Origin of the sequence: Dolosigranulum pigrum ATCC 51524, from assembly GCF_000245815.1 — a bacterium.
GTDB classification, from domain to species: Bacteria; Bacillota; Bacilli; order Lactobacillales; family Carnobacteriaceae_A; genus Dolosigranulum; species Dolosigranulum pigrum.
The window spans coordinates 987,431-1,006,946 of sequence record NZ_JH601103.1 but is presented as its reverse complement, the minus strand read 5'-3'; the positions used below and the strand labels follow the sequence as shown (position 1 = coordinate 1,006,946).

Genomic DNA, 19,516 nt, shown 5'->3' with positions numbered 1-19,516 from the left:
AGTCGATTTTTTGTTCATTTAGACGAGTTCAGTCAGTTTAATATGCATTCGCACCACCCATGCACTCTCTGTTAATAAACAGTTCCTACTACTTCTAAATATAGTCTGATTTTATCTTATCATAATGTATCTCGTAACGCAATGATATCTTAACGCACTCGCAATTGTTGTCCCGGGTGAATTAAATTACTTGATAATTTATTCAACTGCTTCAACTGAGGAATGGTTGTATTATGTTTTTGTGCAATCGCCCATAATGAATCGCCCCGCTGAACAGTATAGTGTCTAGGTGCTTTTGGTTTTGCAGGTTTTGCTAGCTTAGAGGAACTTGGCTTAACATGACCAACATTCAAGCGTACGGTTAACTTCTGGCCCACCCAAATTAAGTTCGGATTAGAAATGTTATTCCATTTCACTAAATTGGCTACAGATACACCATAACGGTTACCAATTTTAGCTAGCGTATCACCTGATTGAACTGTCACTGTGACAGACATTTGTTTCGTTGGCTTACTGCTAGACGGTTTAGCTGGTGTTTGTTGGGTTGTTTCCGGCGCTACTTTTAGGACTTGGCCCGGTACAATTAAATTGCTAGACAAATTATTCCAAGTTTTCAAACGAGCAATTGTTGTGTTATTATCAAGCGCAATTCGGTACAACGTGTCACCATATTTTACCGTATGTGTGTTATTTGGTTTTGATTCTTGCTGTTTTGGTGCAGCTGGTTTATTCGGCTGGACTGTTTTATCTTGAGCTGGCTTGTTAGGTGTTGTTTGACTAGTTGAAGGTGTTGTCTTATTTGGACGCTTCACATCAAGTCGCGTTAAATCATATTGCTCGATAATACGATTTAATTTCCCTGCATATCCTGGATCCGTTGCATAGCGACCAGTCAACCATTTTGTCGCATCTTTGTAGGAATGAGTGTTCTCTACCCATGTTCCCTTGTAGAATTCATTATTCCAGGTTAAGCCCCCTCGCAAGAGCTTCGCATTATCGCGTAATGATGCCCCATAATTCGGGTAACTACGGAAATTCTGACGCACGCGAACCCACTGATTATTTAAATACTCAGACGTTAAGTAATTTGCTGAATTTCCGTTGTATGATCCTTTAATTCCGAATAAGTTGTGGTGTGGTGGCAATGACAATCCACTCTTACCATAACCAGACTCTAACGCTGCTTGAGCAACCATCACAGATGCGTATAAGTTATATTCTGCTGCAATTTGGCGGGCATACTCAGCAATGCTGTTAATAAAACTATTATTCGTTGAAAAAGGCATCGATGTAGATGGTTTTACTTCAGAACGATTTTGTTGTCGGCGATTACGGTCCAACTCGATCACACTACTTTCAATAATCAAACGTTGGCCAACTCGAATATGATTTGGATTTTTGATGCGATTACGACTTACAATAGCTTGTATATTGGTCTCGTGTTCCTTAGCAATTTTGGACAACGTGTCGCCAGCTTTAACAATATAGGTGGTTTCTTCTAAGGTTGGTTTTTGATTAGTTGCTTCAGCTTGTTGTGCACGTGAACGCGATGTTGGCATCATAGGTTGGTCTTCATCATCTAATGATGCTGAGCGCGAACGGAAAGTTGTTTGTGGACGCTGAACAGGCTCTGCTGTCGCTTCAACCGCGTCAGATACTGGTTCTTGTGCAGTTGATTCTTCTACAACTTCTGGTTTTTGAGTAGCATCTACTTCAGCTTGTGCCGCTTGTTCTAAGTCACGCTGACGTTCCAATTCTTTTAACGCTTCTTCTTGTTTGATCACATTAGGATGTTTTTCTTCTTGCTCTTCAGTCACTACCTTTTCTTGTGAACCTTGCACGAGTTCATCCCAAGTTGCTGGCATGTCTGGCTGATTGATCCATTGTTCCCCTTCATATGTAAGTTGCTCTTCAGCAGCTGTTTCGGGTGTTTCTGCTTGTCGAAGATTTCCATCTTCATGATTATTTTCGGTAACTTGTTCACTCGCTGCTTGTTCACCCATTGATTGAGTGCTTGAATGAGTGGTGTTATTAGCAGATATCGCAAGTGTGTTTTTGTAGTCAATAAAGGCATCGAACAGATATTCCAATTCCTGCACTGAGAATTTTTCCACTTGCAGTTGGTTCAATAATTCTTGACCACCAGTTTGTTCAATCATCGCAACTAATTGCTCTTTGTATTGAGCAAGTTGTTGTTGCTGATTCTCCGCTGTAACTTGTGCTTTGGTCATACTATATTGTGCCGATAATGCCTCAACCGCTTCAACACTAATGTTTTCTTCTGCTTGAGCAGTCTGACCTGCTTGTACTAATAAAAATGTTCCTAACGCAATACTTGTTGAAATCGCTAATTTTTTCTTAAATGGTAAAAATTTACTTAGATTCATATACCGTTTTCCTCCTGAAGATAATCGCTACGAAGCTCTCTATCTAGAAATCTGTACTTCTATTATATCGTGTTCATCTCCTTAAGATAAGCCTATTCTCCCAAATGTATTAATTGTTACATAAACGTAATATTTTTAATCTTGTTGATATCTCATGAATGCGTTAGGATAAAGATACATTATTAAAGAAAGAGGATACACACTATGTTACAGTCACCACTTGCCTTCAATCATCATTTACTGGCCACTCATTTAAAACCGAGAGATTGTGTTATCGATGCAACAATCGGTAATGGGCACGATAGTTTGTTTTTAAAACAACACATTGGACGAGAGGGTCATTTATATGGCTTTGATATTCAAGAGCAAGCCATCACACAAACCACAAATCGACTAAAGCAAGCTGATTGTCTCCACAATGTCACCTTAATTCAAGCTGGCCACGAGCAGATGCAAGCTCACATCTCAACTAATGAAACGATCTCAGCAATTGTCTTTAATCTCGGTTACTTGCCGAGTGCTGATAAATCTATTATAACCACACCAGACACAACTATCGCTGCCCTTGAACAAAGTTTACAATTAATTAAACCCGGAGGCATCGTAACGGTCATGATTTATTATGGACATGACGGCGGCCAAGCAGAAAAAGAATACGTATTATCATTCTTTCAAGCACTAGATCAACAAGCTTTCAGTGTTATCTGCTATCGCCCGCTCAACCAAATTAACCAACCACCATTCTTAATTGCAGCAGAAAAATTATAACCATTAAATAAAAAAATGTGGCGTCGAGAAATTTTCCTCGACGCCACATTTTTATTTATTTAATTATTTGTTGCCAAATACTTTAAAGCGCTTGTCATCATCCATGTATTCTTTTTCGCCTGGTTCACCTTCGATTGATCCGAATGGCATTTGAGCACGTAATTTCCAGCTATCTGGTAAATCATATTTTTTAACAAGTGCTTCATCTACAAGTGGGTTGTAGTGTTGTAGTGATGCACCAATGCCTTGTTCAGCTAATGCTGTCCAAACTGAGTATGCTGCAATTCCGTGAGAATGCTCTGACCAAACAGGGAAGTTATCCGCATAAAGTGGGAATTGTTCTTGTAATCCTTTTACATCATCTTGGTCTTCGAAGAATAGAACTGTTCCAATTCCTGCAGAAAAACTGTCTAATTTTTCTTTTGTACTCTCGAATTGGTCTTCCGGAGTGACCTCTTTCAATGCATCATGTGCGATTTCTTGCCAGAATGCATCTGATTCTTCGCCGAATAAGATAACAGCACGAGAAGATTGAACATTAAAGCTTGATGGTGATTCTTTAATGACTGATTGGATTAACTCCACCAATTCTTCTTTTGAAGCACTTACGTTCTCACCTAATGCATAAATAGAGCGTCGTTGTTGTTGTAATTCGTAAAATTTACTCATTCATATCTCTCCTTTTTGATTTCAACTTACTTTCTGTAAGTAGAATACCATCATAATTATTCCATGTCAACTATAAAGTTTCAGTTAAATTTATTTTCGCGTCAACACAGTTACAGATTCGATATGTGTTGTCTGTTCCTTTAGAATATAATTCTTGTTTTGAGTTTCACCTGTTTTGAATATTATGGTTAACATTGCAGGATCAATTTCTCCGTCGCTATTAACTCCACCTACAATAATTTTCTCAATAATACTTTCAAAAACTGTACAATCAAACTCCGTAAGAATTTTTTGCGAAGATAGCAAGTGCTTAAACTCAGTTAGTCTTTTCTTTACATCAACTTCTGACTTCAATGTTGTTTCAATATTTACCTTCTCTTCCGATAGAAACTCTTTTTCTGAGGAAATTTCAATCCTAGAATATGCCTATTGACTACAAGATAGGTATTTTGCTAAGTACTCTTGAGTAAAATCATAATCTTCTCTCAAATCTCTAATACGCCTATACATCGCTCACTCCTAAAAAAATTATAGTCGAGTTTTGAACGAATCTTGGAATTTATGCCAAACTGGTATAAAGTGATGTATAAGTAATTCTTTTTAATTAGAACATCTATCTTGTATTAATTTTTACAATTTAAGGTACTTATTGTTAATCTTGAAAATACTACAATGTAAGTAACATTCACTGCTAAAAAGAGAAGCAAATCAGATGAAGAAATATCCGCTAAAGCCCTGCTTCGAAGTGCAATCATTGGTTGAGAATAAGGGAAGAATTTTGTGAGTCTTTCACTAACAAAGATTAGAACAAAATTTAGCATGCTTCCTACAGTCGCCCATCCTATACTTTTACTAAAACTTTTTGTTTTCACAGTTATATAGGATTGAAGAGTAATAATTGAAAATGAAGCTATAATAGAAAGCAAAACCCACTTAATATACACAAACAAATTAAAATCCAATACAATTCCATCAATTTTTGATGAAACAATAAAAATAAAGAATAAGAACAATTGGATACACAAAAGAAGTATGCAAATACTAACCAATTTCCCACAATATAGTTTTCCCATTGAAACTTGATTTGCTTTTAAAAACTCAATGTTTTTTCTTTCAAATTCAGGAATAAGTAAAATTGCTGTGAGAATAGCCAACATCGGTGGAAACAAAAGTGAACTATTATAAAAGGTTAGCTGCCCCCATAAAACCAATGATTGTGTACCTTCTTTCAATACTTCTCGATTAGCAAAATAAATTCCTAATCCAATGAAACTTGCAAAAAGTAGAAAGGTAATTCCAATTAAAATAATTTGGATTTTACGAGTTTTTTTCCATTCTGCTAAGAAATAATTTCCCATATTAATTTCCTTTCCTTCTTAAAATAATACGAGCTAGACCGTATAATATAAAACACTGAACGACATAAATTATCATTTTCATAAATATCTGATTATCGAAAATATAATCAGATAATCCTTTTTTAATAAATTGATATTTATATGGAGCCAGACTGCCTGAGCCCGTGAGAGGATTTAGGAGACTTACAAAACTATCACTAGCAGGATTCAATACAATACTGATAAATCCGCCCAGCAATCCTAGTGCCAATAAAATTCCCTGCTTCTCAATAATCATAGCCAAAGTTAGGTAAAGACAGATTAAAGAAAATATTGCAAGAAGCTGTCCGATTATCTGAACACTCACAGCAGTAAAAGGAATAGAAATGCCTGCCTGAATTCCAAAAAAACTAATAACTCCAACTTCTAATATTGACAATACACTAAACAAAAGCATCATAAATAAAAATTTATGATTAAAGATAGTCAACATTTGTTGTCCATTTGCGACCTGTAACTTAAAAGTTTGTCCTGCATGCTCATTTCCAACAATTCTTGAAGCAAAGATACAAACCGCAATTGGTAGCATGAAAAGGTTGACATTTTGATTGCTAAAAAGTGTTCCTGTTACCTTCAATTCTGGGTGCTTAATTGCTGCTGAAAAAGTAAGGATATTCCAAATTGTAGCAATCATCAATAAAATGCTCACTATAAAGAAGGATTTTGTTCTCTTGCTTTTTAACAATTCAATTTGTATTGCTTTTATCATTTTAAGCCTCCTTCGTTAATGAAAGGAAAATCTCTTCAAGACTCTCACTTGCTCGGACTACTCGGAAAATACGATAACCATTTGTAGCCAAATAGCTCACGACATCTGCTAATTTTTCATCATCAATATTTTTCAGTTTAATTTGATTCCTTGAAACTTCCAATATTTCTAAACCACCAAAATCAAGTAAACTTTGAACAATATTATTTTGATAGAAATTTCCACCTATTTCTATCCAATTACTAGATTTTATACTTTCTATTTTTCCCTCATAAACAAGATGGCCTTTGTTTATAATTCCTACCCTATCAGCTATATGTTCTATTTCTGTTAGGATGTGACTGGAAATAAATACTGTTAGCCCTTTTACTTTTGCCAGTCTAACAATTAATTCACGAATTTCATGAATGCCGGATGGATCGAGCCCATTTGTTGGTTCATCTAAAAGTAAAATTTTTGGTTCTTTAACTAACGCAAATGCTAATGCAAGTCGTTGTTTCATCCCCAAAGAATAATCCCTAACCAATTTCTTTCTATTTTTTTCTTCAGTTAGTCCTACTAATTCTAAAGTTGGCCAAATATTACCTTCACTAAAACCAATCATTTTTTGAAATACTAATAGATTTTCGTACCCAGTTAAATTGGGATAATAAGATGGTTCTTCAATCATTGAACCAACTTGACTAAGGTAATCTTTATTTTTCTTTACATCTCTCCCATTTACTAGGATTTTTCCCGTAGTTGGTTCAATCAATGATAAAATCATTTTCATTGTCGTAGTTTTTCCTGCTCCATTTGGTCCTAGAAAGCCATATATTTCACCACTTTTAACTGTAATTTTTCTAATTTTACTGTTGTTACGTCGTTATAAACCTTTGTTAGGTTATGTAATTCAATTATGTTTTCCATGTATATAGTTCCTCCACTACACTCTCTCCAGAGAAAATTTCATTTATTTCATCAAATTAAAAGTTTATACATTTGATTTGATGAAATTTTGATAATTAATATTTGTTTTCATAAGCTGTTCAAGCGGATGATCTTTCTGGTCATTTGCTTTTTGGGCCATGTAATAGTGATACGTTGATGCTGGTAAAACAATAACCGTTAAGACATCTTTTAAGCGAAAGTAATCTTCAGTTAACTCAAAGGCTATCCTTGATTGTTGTCTTCGCGAGGGTCGCTCAATCCCCGCTCTCTCAACTTTTTTAAGTAGGCTAACTCAATCTTTAGTAAAGTATTTTCTTCTCGTAATTGTGCATTCTCACGAGCTACTTGATCTGTTTTTTGCTTTGGCTGTGTTGTTTTCTGGTTAGACGAACGTGATGATTTAGGCATTTTGGGTGGCCTCCCTATCGGCTTATTTAGACGTTGTGCGCCTCCTTCCATAAATGGCCGTTTCCAATTCGCTATAATAGAGGGTTCGCCTATGCCAAAGGCGTTAGCCGTCTCTTTATAGGAAGCGCCAGTCTCTAGCTTAAATTTTAATACATTGAGCTTGAAACGTAAAGTATATTTCTTCTTTTGAGATATGCTTGGACAATATTTAATTTAAACTGGTATGAATATGTTTTGGACATAAATGAACCCCCGAAAATTAGAATAATTTACTCTAACTTTTGGGGGTCAGTACAATTCCGATAGGTTATTTTCTTTACCGGTATTATATTTGTTGTAAACGTTTATACCTTGTACGGCAAAATTGCTTATCCTATCATTTAGAACTGCTGAACCACTGCTCCACTCCATCAGTTTCTCTATTTCTTTTTACCGTCTCCCCGATAACTAGATCAGCTGATACTATCACATCAAAATCTAGTCGATCATCCGGTGCTCTCTTAATATTCACTCTTTTCACTTCAAAAAAATCTAAAGAGGCTTCATCTGAGCATTCTACATCGTAGGAGCTGCAGTCTATCTCAGAAGGATTCTCTTCTACATGAGATGATAGCTCCTCAAATATTTCATTATAAAATAAGTCTTGTACGACATCTCTAAAAGAGTTTAGTTTCCCCATAGGCAAATCTCCTATTATACTTTTTCATCAATTTCCATAATATCTCTAATGTGAATATTATATCATACTATTGATCAATTTCCTGTACCTAATGACAGTCTATATTATCTCTTTATTGCTATCTTTAGAGTGTAGTAAAGAGATATTATCGCGTGTTAAAATATCCCCAAGAGGTGTCAGTAATGGATAAAATAACATTCAATAAGTTGCTAGGTCTTGAAATAAGTAAATTAAGGCATGACCTGAATATGAGCCAAGAAGAATTTGGTGAAATAGTAGGGATTAATCGAACTTACATAGGTGCTATCGAAAGAGGAGAAAAATCTATTTCTGCATTTAACCTCTACCGAATCATAAGTGCTTTTGATGTAAACTTAGAGCAGTTTTTCAGTAATATCTAAAATGAATCTTCCGGAGGTGTTATTATGATTAAAAAGAAAGACTTTAGAACTTACCAACGTCGGGCTGTGACAAGAAGAAGTGGTTATAAAGTATCTGGAGAAAAAACTGGCGGAGAGTGCATAATCCTTGACTCTGAAGCACTCGTCACTAATACTGAAACAGTACAGTTTAAATTTTTTAGAGATAACCTTCGACTTGTAGAGCTATTCGAATCTAACCTTGGAATGATAGCTTTTGGTGGTTATGTTTATACTGAATCTAAGGCAAAAATAAGATTTGTACTAGAATATGAGCTTGATGGAAAAACACTAAAATTTGAAAAAGATATTTCAAAGCCTACTATCTCAAATGACTGGAACCCTATCGGTTTTCATAAAGAGATCAGCCTTGATGTTGGTGACGAATTACATGATGTATACCTAACAATGGAGATCATTACTACTGTAGGTTCAAAACTGCACTTTATTGGATTTGATTTTGACGTTGTCAACTTTGAATACTATAAGTCTATTGATGCATATCGCTATTTTCAACAGAAAACATCAACGCATGTTCCACATATTTATTATCTAAACACACTGTTACCTTTTACTGAATATCTGATTAGTTCTCCTGAAGATTTTGAGCCTGGGCCTGAAGTAGTTCTGAAAGGTTGTAACCGATGTGCCAGATATTTACCTATAAATATTCATAATGAAGTTAATACACTTAGCTTTTCGCTCCATTGTAAAAAGAAAGCTCCATGTACGCATCCACCATTTATGAGTTATAAGATAGATAATTATGATGACCTTACCGAAAATATCCTTGAAAACTCTTATATAATGAATGATGATAAAAGAGTAAAAAGTTATTATGGTCATCAACTAGAGTGTACAGCTTGCAAGAAATTTTTCGTCAATGCAGCATTAAATCCAATGAGAAATTCACAGCAATTTAGAGAAGATAGTTTAAGAAGACGGGCAACAGAAGTTTTGGTTAACTATTTGCTTGACAAGGAACTTGTTCATCACGAGTTTAGGAAAAAAACAAAGAAAGAATTTTCTGAACATATATGGAGTAAATTTGGTCAGAGATGTTTTAAATGTGGTAAAAAACTGGCTTTAGATGAGATGCATCTAGATCATACTATGCCATTAGCTTTTTTATACAGATTAGATGAATCTGCAACCTGTCTTTGTGCTAACCATAATTCTCAGAAAAGGGATCATTTCCCTATCGATTATTATACCGAAGATGAACTTAAACGACTCAGTAGTATTACTGGACTAGGTGACGAAATCCTACATTCAAAATCAGCTAATTCAGTAGTTGTAAAACTTTTACGAGATAATATTGAATGGTTCTTTGATGTATTCTTAATGTGTAAAGAATATCAAAAGATTAGAGATGAGCGTCTTACAGCAGACAAAATCTACGCCTCTCTGCAACGAGTCATAGATTCTAATATCAATCTAGTTAATGAGTATTACTCAAAAACTGGAAAATACCCAACTTCAATAACTATAGACTAGGTGATATCATGAAAACAATCACTTTAATTCAACCTTGGGCTACTCTGATACTCCAAGAAGACAAAAAAATAGAAACAAGGTCTTGGAATACAAATTATAGGGGTAAGTTAGCAATACATGCCGGTTTGAAAGTTGATAAAACCGTTTTTAATGATCCGTTTTATCAACTACTACTAGAGAATTATTCAATAAATGATATTCCTAAAGGGCGGATAATTGCTATCTGTGAACTAGTTGACTGTATACCTACAGAGAAAATTAGGGATACACTATCTGATAAAGAAATAAAACTTGGAAATTACTCAAGTGGCAGATTTGCTTGGATTCTAAGAAATGTAATATCTATTGAGCCATCAATACCCACTAAGGGAATGCTTGGACTCTGGACTTATAAAGGAAGTAAAGCACTTGAAACAAAGCAACAATATTAATAAAATCTGAGAGTGGGAAAATAAATAATTAAACCCTGATTCAATCGATCGTTGAACCAGGGTTATTTTCATACTTACTTTTTCATTAAAAATAAAAACTGATGATGAGTTGTAGCACCTTTATCTTTGATCCCATGTTTTTCTATTTTTGATACATCTTCATCGCCCTTAAATATTACATTAAAATAAGGAGCAGCAATTATCGATAGTTCTTCAGCCATATCGCAATTCTTAGATTTCCCAAGATGCAGGATCATTTTCCCAGATTCATTTAACACGTCTGAACAAATACTGAAAAATTCATCATATATATCAAGACTTTTCTTTTGCCTAGATTCTAGAAAAGTCTTTTCTGCAACTTTAAAGTCATCTGGCTCCCATCCAGCAAGCCATAATCGCATCCAGTTTTGGGTATAAAATCTTATTGAAGCCACAAAAGGTGGAGAGGTTATGATATTATCAACTTTTACATCTAAATTTTCATGAAGTTTAAAAACATCTCCATAAATCATTTCCCCTTGTACGTATTGAGACCACTCATTTTCATTATGTTCAAACAAATCCAGCTGACCATTATTATTATATTCAATTGACGCGTAAACAAGATCAATTTTATTTCTAATGTGCTCTACAACATTTTTATAAATAAAATCTCCTTTGGGAGCATAGGGTGTTAAAGGATGTGAGTTTCTAGATAGAGCATATGGTCTATTTCCATGTAGAACATGAAGCAGTGATGACATTACAATGCTTTCAGCAGCTGTATAATCTTTTTTATTCATAAAGTACTCTCTTGCCAATAGTATTTCTTTGTAGGTTGACTCGTGGAAATACTCCGGTACAGTTTTATTAAACCCAAAATCTGAGTAAGGTAAATCGCCCTTAAATAGTTCAATATTACTAGAAATATAATTGTCTAAATCAGTTATTACGTCTTCTAATTCTTCCTTATCACAGTAATTTAACTTCGCCTTTGATACAACATAAGCTAGTCTACTCAAATCATTACCAATTCCAATCCTTCCTTGTAAACATGCTTCAAAAGGAATAGTTCCCACCCCAGATAGTGGGTCTAAAACCGTTTCCCCAGACTTTGTAAAACTCTTTATTAGCCAATGTGCAATCGCTGGTTTTAGCTTGCCATGATAAGAGCAAAGTGAGTGCCAACTGTTTCCCCAACTTCTCTTATTATAAGGGCTTACCATATACGGTAAGCCATTCATAAACCGCTCTGCTTCTTTTTTGTACTCATCTATATTCATTATTCATTAATTCACCTCAATTTTTTTCTTGAATATTAACAGTTCTTGACTCAGCGTCATCCCATTTTTTGATTTTCTGTTTCTTAATACTTCTTGATGGTCTAATACAAATCCATTCATTTGTGCAATTTCAGTTATAAATTGAAATACTGGAATATGAACACCATAATACTGGGAGTCTCCAATATCGAAGTATATTTTTCCCCCATTTTTCAAAATTCTATTGAAATTACCAAACACCTTGTACATATCACTAAAGTAAGCGCGAATCAACTTAGGGATTCTCTTATCTGGCGATACTTCGTCAAGCTCTGATACAACATTCTCTATAGAATCAAACGTATTTTCTATAATTATTCGACTTGATACATTGTTAATCCCTGCAGTAATTGCTTTTGTTCTTAACTCTCCTAAATCTTTATTGCTGCTAATATAATCAAGAACCCATAATTCTAGTTTTGTATTTCTAAAATAATTTGTCCCATTTACGTATGGCGGAGATGTTATTATTACATCGACCGTATTATAATGTTCTGAGTTTAAAATCTTCGCATTATCATTGATAAACTTTAATTCAGCAATGTCTCTATCATTGTTATTCACAATATCATTAACGATAAACCCTAACTGATCACAAAATCGTTTCTTAACATCTTTTGGAATTCTATTTAGTTCATTTGGCTTTTTTCTTCGTAAATCAACAGATCGAATCATATTAGACGACTCAACAGTAATTGAAGCCAACGCAAGTTTAAATAGATTCAAAATATCATCATCATCAATTTTTTTAATAAATTTCTTTATGTTTGCTATTTGCTTTATAACATAATCATTAAAAAAATCCATTCCTTTGTAACAGTCATTCATGTATTGCCATACATCAATGTCTTCTTCAAATTGATAGCTATTCATTAATTCAACTTCATTTATAAGTTTAGATAATTTATTTCCAACATAAATATTTCGAACCGTATTCACCTTAGTGTTAGCAATAAACCTCATTAAAGGGTTGATTTCAGAAGCTATGGGTTTAACTCCTCTGTATGCACATGTCAAAGAAGTTGTACCGCTGCCATTAAAGGGGTCATATACAACAACGTTGGAATTGTATTTATCAAGGATTTCATCTACAAATCCTTGTGAAAATCCTTCAATATATGGATACCATCTATGTACAGAGTTTATTTTGTTATTTAAAAAAGTAGCGTCATTTGCTTTAAATTCAAATCTTAAACCTTTTTTTAAATTCAATACTTCTGCTAATTTATTTTGCATTGAGTCAGTTATTTTAACATTCCCTTTCTCAATTTTTGTTATATATGAAGCACTTACGCTACATAAATTAGCTAGGTCTGTCACTGTTAAATTTTTCTTTATTCTTTCTTCTTTAATGATATTATAGTCAACCATAAATCCACCTCTATTCAATTTATCTTCTAAATTATAACATATTCTATACTACTTATCAACATGTAGTAAATAAGAACATTTTGGTTAAAAACTCATTCAAATAACCAATTCGTTTCTTACACATAAAGAAATCTCAAAACATTGTAATTCTGAGATTTAAAAGTGTTTTTTCTTGCTTATTATTTCCCATTATCTAATTACCTTGCTCATTAAGTTCTTTTAAAGATTTGCCCTGACTATTTTTCCATGACCTTGGCCCACTAGCACTGTAACCATATATAAAGTTTGCAGCAGCAGATGGGCTGGAAAATAGCGTATCTTTCATAAATACATTGTTAACAACAGTACCATCATTTAAATACTGTTTTCTTAGCTTTATAATATTTTCTGATAATGATTTCTCGGAAAATGAATTGTTAATCGTTGAATCTCTTAAAACGATAAAACCATCTGGAGCAACTAATCCTGTTGCAGATAAACCTTTATTAGTCTTTAAATATAGATAATCACTAATAGCCTCATCATCAACAACCTGAACTGTTTCTATTACAGGTATAAGCGGTTCAAAAACTTTGTGCCCTAATGCTGATACAACTAGTTTGACATTATCTATAAATTCTTCCATTTCACTTTGTTCTGCCTCCGAAACTGTTGATCTTTTAGGTGGTGTCGAATTCATAACTTCATATCTATCTATATCTCTAGCAATTTCATAAAACCTGCTTTCAAGATACTTAATATGGGCCTTATTTAAATGATCATCTTTACTAATAAATACAATAGCCTCAACCCAATAGTCTTTCTTCTCATTTTTTATGTGTTCGCCTAAACGCTGTATAGCATCTTCAGTCTCACCGATATAAACAAGAGGTTTACCATTTTCATCATCGTATCCAAAAAGAAAATAAACAGAAGGATTTCGAAGATCTCCTCTATCTATAGATTTTTTGTAACTGGTGCGAGGTATTTTATATGCCTTACCAGTCCAGTTGGAAAGTTCACACATCCAACGTCCACTAGCAGAACCATCCATTAAAAATATTTTTAAGTTTCTTCCACGTCTATTCATTATTTTTATCTACCTCCTCAAATTCCACTTGAACAATATCACTGATTTGACATTTTAGTGTCTTACATATACGCACTAAAACATCCATTGATACATATTCATTGTTAGACATTTTTGAAAAGGTGCTTGGTGCAACTCCAGTTAACTGACGCAAGTCAGTTTTTGATATCTCCTTATCAATTAACATTTTCCATAAACCTTTATAATTAACTGCCATATTCTAACCTCGCTTTTTATGACATATCTAAAACCTATACATTGATTTTATTATAACACTTATTGTATTGTGATCACACCTTAATTTTCGACTTTTCAAAATAATGTTCGAATATTCATTTCCAATGAATTAACTTTCAAATCACAAAAATAGTATTCCTTTTGCTAAACCGTTGAACCCTTAAAGCAAAACTACATTTTTAGTGGTGACTTCAATTGTAAGCGCCCATGATTTAGGCGACTAGTTTTACCTCAAATAATCCTCTAAAATAGTTAATGTAAGGCAAAACTATTGAGAGGATTGTTTGTATGTCAAAAACAGAAATTATCAAAGTAACACAGCCAAAGACTCACTCCGAAAAACTTAACTCCACTCAAATTATGAGTATCAAAACACGTGGGTTGTCCCTTATGGTATATGACTGTATCTCCTTAGATCAGTTAAGTATTCTATTAAAGGCGGTGAATGAACGTGATTATTGATTACGAAGTAGCCGATCACATTTATATTGTATGCGGAAAGACCAATTTAAGAAAAGGAATTGACGGATTAGCTGAAATCATCCGATCTGACTATGATTATGATCCCTTTTCATCCGCTTTGTTCTTGTTCTGTGGGTCTAGTCGCGATCGATTTAAAGCCTTGTATTGGGATGCCGATGGATTTTATCTATTGTATAAACGACTTGAGAATGGGGTATTCCAATGGCCCCGAACCAGTAAAGAGCTAAAAGAATTATCCCCCGAGGCCTTCCATTTATTATTGACCGGATTTAGTTCATTTCCATCAATAAATCCAGCAAAAACTGGCTCTATATTTTAAATAATTGATGATTTTCTAACTTATTATGTTATAATGATGTGATAAGGAGGTGAGCTATCATGGAAGAATTGAGATTATTGGTTGAACAATTACAGAAGCAATTGAAAGAAGTATTGCATATCAATCAGCAACAAGCCAATACCATTTTGGAATTACAAGAAGCATTGACGGAGGCACAAGAACAAGTGAATTATTTACAACGACTAGTTTTTGGTAAAAAAAAGGATAAAATTGCCAAAGGGCAAATGAATTTATTCGAAGTCAAGGCAACTACCCCACCTATTGACGCAGTCAAAAAAATAATAGTTCCAAAGCATAAGCGATCGGTTTCTCCGAAAAGGGGATTCAAAGAATCAGTCCAATTACTTCCCAAGCAAACTATTTATCATGATTTCGCAGCTGACGACAAACTATGCAAATTCTGTGGTGAAGCGTTGAAAGTGATTGGTCACACAGCTGGACAAAACCAACTTGTTTATCATCCAGCACGCCTTGAGGTAGTGTCTCATGTGGGAACGATACGCAAATGTGTCCATTGTGTTCATCCAACGACTGGTGGAGACGTATTGAAAAAATCATCGGTACCCAAGAAACCTATTTTACACAGTTACGCATCACCATCGTTATTAGCCGAGATAGCTTACCAAAAATTTTGTCTGTATGTACCCTTCTATCGTCAAGAAAAATCTTGGCATCGGTTGGACGTCGTACTTGATCGAGAATTGATGTCAAAATGGCTCATTTCAATCGCTGAACGATATCTTCAGCCGGTGATTGAGTTATTTGATAAACACCTTACGAACGAGTCTATTCTCCATGCAGATGAAACAACCGTCAAAGCATTAGAAAGTGACAACCAAACGAACTATCTGTGGCTGTTTCGTACAGGAAAAGATCATGAGCAGCCGATTATTCGCTATCTTTTTAGCGAGTCACGTGCGCGAGAAGTAGTCAAAACCTACTTAGATTACTTTAAAGGGTTTCTGCATTGTGATGGCTACTCCGGATATAACATGCCGAGACTGACCCAAGTTCATTGTTTGGCTCATATCCGTCGGAAGTTCACGGATGCCTCTCATACGAAGCATACAACCAGCGAAGCAGTAAATGGCGTTAATTTCTGCAATAAACTGTTCAAAGTTGAAGAACTGATTAAACAGAAGCAACTGAATGGTAAGCAGCTGCTAGATTACCATCGTACTCACTTAAAGCCACTGCTTGATGAATTCACCGAATGGTTAGACCATCATCAGTATCTAACGAAGGCTAAACTAGGCAAGGGCATTATCTATGCCCGTAAGATGCTTCCGAGTTTGTATTTATTACTCGATCATGCTGGGTTGAGCATTAGTAACAATTCCGCTGAGCGAGCTATGAGAATACCCGCTTTGGGACGCAAAAATTGGTTGTTTTCCCAGAGCATCAAAGGAGCGATAGCAAATGGGTATTTCTTAACGGTCATCCAAACAGCTCTAGCAAATGGTTTGGATCCGCGAAAATATCTGGAGTTTTTAATCGACAAGTTAGCTAATCTCCCTATTCTCAATCATGAGAGTATTGAGGCTTATTTGCCATGGGCTTGTCTCCCACAAAAACAGTGTAAACCACTTTTGTCAGACGTATAAACAAAAGCCGATTCCATCTGATAGTCATTATATCAGAATAGAATCGGCTTTTTCTATACGCTTAAATCATGGGCGCTTACCTTCAATTCGCTTAATTTCCTTCTTCTTATTAAAACACACCCAAAATCCATCACTTTGACCTCTCCCCAAAATCGAGTAGGAGACTAGCCATTAATTGACTAGTCGACCTCTCACACCACCGTACGTACGGATCCGTATACGGCGGTTCAATACCTTGCATAAGCAGACTCCGCTATGGTGGTTAATGATTTTAATCCCCATTTGTGGAGTCTCTTTGTTGTAATTGCCTTATTGACTTCATATGTTTGAGATAGATGCCAATAGGCTTTCCGAGAGAAGGCAATTCGTTTTGCCTCATCTTCTGTTAGTCCATATTTCTGAAGCATCTTAATCTTGGTTGAGCATTTCTTCCAACGTTTCAATATAAGCTGTCTAAGTCGCCTTCGCAACCACTCTTCAGTCCTTCTCACGAAGCTTTTAACAAAACCTAACCCAAAGTAATTAATCCAACCTTGAGTCACTTGGTTGATCTCTTTCACAATCTCCGCAAATATTCCTGGTCGATTGCGTTTGGTTAATCTCTTAAGTTTTTTCTTAAATTTTGCTTTCGCTTCGTCCGTTGGTCGGAATCGACAATTGCCGAAGTTGTTGTGGATTAGACAGCTCAAGAACTTTAACTGAGTCGGACTTCCTGTCTTGCTCTTTTCTTGATTGACTTGAAGTTCCAGGTCTTTTTCAATGAATTGAGTTATACTCTTCAGGATTCGTTCGCATGCTCGTTTTGATGATTTAAAGATTATAAAATCATCCGCATATCGCACAAATTTATGTCCACGTCGTTCAAGCTCTTTATCTAACTCATTCAGATAGATATTACACAGTAATGGTGATATCACACCACCTTGTGGTGCACCAGTTTCACTATCCGTAAATTCACCAGATAGTTCAATGGTGCCACATCTCAATGATTTACGTATGAATTTTAAAATAGCTTTATCTTGAACAAATTGTTCCACGTGATACATCATCTTATCATGATTAAGTGTGTCGAAGCATTGCTTCAAATCACAGTCTACCGCATATTTTAAGCCAGATTCGTAATATTCTACGCATTGTTTCCGAGCAGTTTCTGTTCCTTTTCCTGGTCGAAATCCATGACTACTATTAGAAAAGTGTTTATCTATTATAGGCTCAATTATCTGTTTAATAGCCATTTGGATTACTCGATCACGTGCTACTGGTATGCCCAGCTTCCGTGTTTTCCCATTGCCTTTTGGAATTTCCACTCGTCTCACTGGTTGTGGTTGATACGTTCCATTGAGTAATTTCTTTCTGATATATGGATAATATTCTCTGATATGGTGCTCAACTTCTTGAACAGTCATACCATCAACACCAGGAGCTCCATCATTCTTTCGAACTTTTTCGGCTGCTAGTATTAAATTCTCTTTTGTTACAACTTGCTTCATCAACGATGAAGACTTATGATACATTTCTGTCATTTCTTCCTAGGAGTATACTCAACACATCCATATCTTGTCGTTTTCAGTTCCACCTACTTGACTCATTGGATTGCCAGCTCTCGCTGTTTTCTGTTGTAATCGTAACTCCTAACCTCCAATCTTTACTCTGTATTGATATTGTTCTGTCCTTCATGCGCGATGCACACTACTATGACGTCGGCTGACTTCTGTCTATTCGCTATTGCTACAGTTTCCCGCTAGACAGACCTCCCCGGGTAAGAGCGACAACCTTCCACCCATGTCACTGCCTCATTTACCTGACGGTGCTCGTACAGTATTGGACTTCACTTTGTATTGCAAGCTTATCCACACCTATCCGGCCTTCTTTATGAGATTTCTGTTCGTCAGTGCAGGTGTTTGCCTCTGGCTTCCTTCAGATTCCACCTCACGATGGACACTCTTGCCTTTGGCTAATAATTCTTACTGTAAAGGCTCATAGTGGACTTTCACCACCAAGTTGTCTCCCATGCCGTGCGCACCCAAAAAAAGACCCACTAAAGATTTCCTTTAATAGGTCTGAAATATAAAAATAGACTACTAACTTGTGATTAGGGATATGAAATAATTAATCGTTCCATTTTCAAGCAATATATAGAGACCAAGTCCAATAAACACGACTGGTACTATTATTTTTTCGTACTTTTCTACAGTCTCTCCGATAGCAGATATTGAAGCGAGACTTTGAGATAATTTGCATAGAATAAAAATTCCTAATGCAAATATTACTAAACTTATACAAATCCCAATCAAACTCTTTCCTGTAAAATAGGGGATATAAATTCCTAAATTATCTCCACCCATTGCCACTGTTAAACTTGTAAATGCTAAGATTTTTGATCCATTTCCGGCAATTTTTCCCTCGATGTCTTCTTCATCAATATCTTCATCCACAAAAATTACTCTTATACCAAGACCTAGTGGAATTAGACCAAGGAGTCCGATAATCCAATCTTGTGGAATAAAATTTAAAAAGTAAGCGACAATAAGACTAACCAGTACAAGCAGTCCTGTACCTAAATACTGTCCTGCATAAATTGATTTTAAGCCTTCCTTGCCTTGACTGGCGAATAAAATAGTCAAAACAACTAAGTAGTCAATTGATGTAGAGACAAAAACTAATAAAGCGGATACTATTGTTTCCATTATTTCTCCTTTCGAAATGTTTAATTTTTATAGCCAATCAAAAATTGACTGCATACACATTCCGCCTTGGCAGTTGCCAATGGAGACATTTCAAGAAATAATTTCACAATTTTCCCACCTTTCCTTTAAA

Annotated in this window: 18 protein-coding genes and 3 pseudogenes; 6 read left to right on the top strand and 15 right to left on the bottom strand. The window is 35.2% G+C overall.

What is annotated here, in order from left to right; genetic code table 11:
* Positions 1 to 149: 149 nt before the first annotated feature.
* Complete coding sequence (locus HMPREF9703_RS08610; RefSeq protein ID WP_004636020.1) at positions 150 to 2,387, bottom strand: LysM peptidoglycan-binding domain-containing protein; 2,238 nt, start codon at positions 2,385 to 2,387, stop codon at positions 150 to 152.
* Positions 2,388 to 2,591: 204 nt separating this feature from the next.
* Between HMPREF9703_RS08610 and mnmM the strand changes: the two genes are divergently transcribed.
* Positions 2,592 to 3,155, top strand: coding sequence for a tRNA 5-(aminomethyl)-2-thiouridylate-methyltransferase MnmM (gene mnmM / locus HMPREF9703_RS04625; RefSeq protein WP_004636017.1), 564 nt, complete (start codon positions 2,592 to 2,594; stop codon positions 3,153 to 3,155).
* 63 nt (positions 3,156 to 3,218) lie between these two features.
* Here mnmM and HMPREF9703_RS04620 read toward each other — a convergent pair whose 3' ends face one another.
* The 8 genes and pseudogenes from HMPREF9703_RS04620 to HMPREF9703_RS04590 form a co-directional block, all read right to left on the bottom strand.
* Positions 3,219 to 3,824: a nitroreductase family protein gene (locus HMPREF9703_RS04620; RefSeq protein ID WP_004636016.1), complete on the bottom strand. Its 606-nt coding sequence runs from the start codon at positions 3,822 to 3,824 to the stop codon at positions 3,219 to 3,221.
* 150 nt (positions 3,825 to 3,974) lie between these two features.
* Positions 3,975 to 4,235: pseudogene (locus HMPREF9703_RS09230) on the bottom strand (recombinase family protein); the annotation flags it as partial.
* Positions 4,236 to 4,253: 18 nt separating this feature from the next.
* Positions 4,254 to 4,334: pseudogene (locus HMPREF9703_RS09225) on the bottom strand (transcriptional regulator); the annotation flags it as partial.
* Positions 4,335 to 4,447: 113 nt separating this feature from the next.
* Positions 4,448 to 5,182, bottom strand: a complete 735-nt coding sequence (locus HMPREF9703_RS04610) for an ABC transporter permease (protein ID WP_004636011.1) — start codon at positions 5,180 to 5,182, stop codon at positions 4,448 to 4,450.
* A 1-nt stretch (position 5,183) separates the two neighbouring features.
* Positions 5,184 to 5,930 (bottom strand): ABC transporter permease, encoded by a 747-nt coding sequence (locus HMPREF9703_RS04605; protein ID WP_004636009.1) that lies wholly within the window; start codon positions 5,928 to 5,930, stop codon positions 5,184 to 5,186.
* Between the two features lies 1 nt (position 5,931).
* Positions 5,932 to 6,839: pseudogene (locus HMPREF9703_RS04600) on the bottom strand (ABC transporter ATP-binding protein).
* A gap of 243 nt (positions 6,840 to 7,082) precedes the next feature.
* Entirely contained in the window at positions 7,083 to 7,463 is a 381-nt protein-coding gene (locus HMPREF9703_RS08955; RefSeq protein ID WP_256998290.1) for a helix-turn-helix domain-containing protein, read from the bottom strand.
* Between the two features lie 181 nt (positions 7,464 to 7,644).
* On the bottom strand, positions 7,645 to 7,947 hold the full coding sequence (locus HMPREF9703_RS04590) for a hypothetical protein (protein ID WP_004636002.1): 303 nt from the start codon (positions 7,945 to 7,947) through the stop codon (positions 7,645 to 7,647).
* A 182-nt stretch (positions 7,948 to 8,129) separates the two neighbouring features.
* On the opposite strand from HMPREF9703_RS04590, the gene HMPREF9703_RS04585 reads away from it, so the two are divergent.
* The 3 genes from HMPREF9703_RS04585 to HMPREF9703_RS04575 are packed head-to-tail and all read left to right on the top strand — an operon-like array spanning position 8,130 to position 10,294.
* Positions 8,130 to 8,348: a helix-turn-helix domain-containing protein gene (locus tag HMPREF9703_RS04585; protein ID WP_004636000.1), complete on the top strand. Its 219-nt coding sequence runs from the start codon at positions 8,130 to 8,132 to the stop codon at positions 8,346 to 8,348.
* Between the two features lie 24 nt (positions 8,349 to 8,372).
* The gene (locus HMPREF9703_RS04580; protein WP_004635999.1) at positions 8,373 to 9,863 is read left to right on the top strand and encodes an HNH endonuclease; all 1,491 of its coding nucleotides are present in this window, start codon (positions 8,373 to 8,375) and stop codon (positions 9,861 to 9,863) included.
* 8 nt (positions 9,864 to 9,871) lie between these two features.
* Entirely contained in the window at positions 9,872 to 10,294 is a 423-nt protein-coding gene (locus HMPREF9703_RS04575) for an ASCH domain-containing protein (RefSeq protein ID WP_004635997.1), read from the top strand.
* A 74-nt stretch (positions 10,295 to 10,368) separates the two neighbouring features.
* On the opposite strand, the gene HMPREF9703_RS04570 is transcribed toward HMPREF9703_RS04575, so the two are convergent.
* From HMPREF9703_RS04570 to HMPREF9703_RS04555, 4 genes are all read right to left on the bottom strand, one after another.
* On the bottom strand, positions 10,369 to 11,556 hold the full coding sequence (locus HMPREF9703_RS04570; protein WP_004635995.1) for a TRM11 family methyltransferase: 1,188 nt from the start codon (positions 11,554 to 11,556) through the stop codon (positions 10,369 to 10,371).
* Positions 11,557 to 11,562: 6 nt separating this feature from the next.
* Positions 11,563 to 12,966: a helix-turn-helix domain-containing protein gene (locus HMPREF9703_RS04565; protein WP_004635993.1), complete on the bottom strand. Its 1,404-nt coding sequence runs from the start codon at positions 12,964 to 12,966 to the stop codon at positions 11,563 to 11,565.
* 193 nt (positions 12,967 to 13,159) lie between these two features.
* Positions 13,160 to 14,035 carry a GIY-YIG nuclease family protein gene (locus HMPREF9703_RS04560; protein ID WP_004635991.1) on the bottom strand — a complete coding sequence of 292 codons (876 nt, stop codon included), beginning with the start codon at positions 14,033 to 14,035 and terminating at the stop codon, positions 13,160 to 13,162.
* The gene (locus HMPREF9703_RS04555; RefSeq protein WP_004635990.1) at positions 14,028 to 14,252 is read right to left on the bottom strand and encodes a helix-turn-helix domain-containing protein; all 225 of its coding nucleotides are present in this window, start codon (positions 14,250 to 14,252) and stop codon (positions 14,028 to 14,030) included. Before HMPREF9703_RS04555 ends, HMPREF9703_RS04560 begins: the two co-directional genes overlap by 8 nt.
* 471 nt (positions 14,253 to 14,723) lie before the next feature.
* On the opposite strand from HMPREF9703_RS04555, the gene tnpB reads away from it, so the two are divergent.
* Together tnpB and tnpC are read left to right on the top strand one after the other, a co-directional pair.
* Positions 14,724 to 15,074 (top strand): IS66 family insertion sequence element accessory protein TnpB, encoded by a 351-nt coding sequence (tnpB, locus tag HMPREF9703_RS04550; RefSeq protein WP_004635986.1) that lies wholly within the window; start codon positions 14,724 to 14,726, stop codon positions 15,072 to 15,074.
* Positions 15,075 to 15,133: 59 nt separating this feature from the next.
* Complete coding sequence (gene tnpC, locus HMPREF9703_RS04545) at positions 15,134 to 16,699, top strand: IS66 family transposase (protein ID WP_004635984.1); 1,566 nt, start codon at positions 15,134 to 15,136, stop codon at positions 16,697 to 16,699.
* Positions 16,700 to 16,926: 227 nt separating this feature from the next.
* On the opposite strand, the gene ltrA is transcribed toward tnpC, so the two are convergent.
* Entirely contained in the window at positions 16,927 to 18,222 is a 1,296-nt protein-coding gene (gene ltrA / locus HMPREF9703_RS04540) for a group II intron reverse transcriptase/maturase (RefSeq protein WP_004635983.1), read from the bottom strand.
* A gap of 558 nt (positions 18,223 to 18,780) precedes the next feature.
* Positions 18,781 to 19,386 (bottom strand): CadD family cadmium resistance transporter, encoded by a 606-nt coding sequence (locus HMPREF9703_RS04535; protein WP_004635981.1) that lies wholly within the window; start codon positions 19,384 to 19,386, stop codon positions 18,781 to 18,783.
* Positions 19,387 to 19,516 lie beyond the last annotated feature (130 nt).